The sequence below is a fragment of the Curtobacterium luteum genome, assembly GCF_001475545.1.
Lineage (GTDB): Bacteria > Actinomycetota > Actinomycetes > Actinomycetales > Microbacteriaceae > Curtobacterium > Curtobacterium luteum_A.
The window spans coordinates 1-710 of sequence record NZ_LDQC01000166.1; the positions used below are offsets into that span (position 1 = coordinate 1).

At 69.0% G+C, this 710-nt stretch carries 1 protein-coding gene; it reads right to left on the reverse strand.

Features of this window, described 5'->3' with window-relative positions; translation table 11 throughout:
• Positions 1–665, reverse strand: a 665-nt coding sequence (locus tag NS184_RS16925) for a carbohydrate ABC transporter permease (RefSeq protein ID WP_430733551.1), incomplete at its 3' end; no start/stop codon positions are given.
• Positions 666–710: the final 45 nt, after the last annotated feature.

Consider the following 710-nt stretch of genomic DNA (forward strand, 5'->3'; position numbering starts at 1 on the left):
CCCGCCTCGTAGAGTTCCGGCGGCACCGACTGCAGGCCGCTGTAGAGGATGGTCGTGTTGAACGGGATGCCGAGCCAGACGTTGACGCCGATCACCGCGATGAGTGCCAGGCTCGGGCTCACCAGCCACGGCACCGGGGCGATCCCGACGAGACCGAGCAGCTGGTTGAGCGCGCCGCTGTCCTGGTCGAGCATCCACTTCCACACCGCGCTCGAGGCGATGAGGGGCAGCAGCCACGGCAGGAGCAGCAGCCCCCGCAGGAAGCCGGACAGCGGGAAGTGCCGTCGGAAGAACAGCGCCAGTCCGAGGCCGATGACGAACTGCAGGACGATCGACCCGGCCGTGAAGAGCGCGGTGTTCACCAGGCTCGTCGTGAAGACCGAGCTCGTGAAGACGGAGACGTAGTTCGCGAGCCCGACCCAGGGGGCCTCGCCGGTGAAGAACGTGGCGGTCGTGTAGTCCTGGAAGGACATCAGGATGTTCTTGACGACCGGGTAGCCGAAGAACACCACGACGAACAGCGCGGCCGGGATGACGAACAGCCAGCGGGTGATGCCGGTCCGGAGGCGCGCACGGCGCTGACCGGGACGGACGGGCGGGGCGACGGTGGTCCGCGTCGCGGGGCGGGACGGTGTGCGTGTGGGTGCCTGCGTCGAGGCGCTCATGCGGGTTCCTCTCCTGGAGTGGTGGGAGGGAGCCGGCCGGTCCGG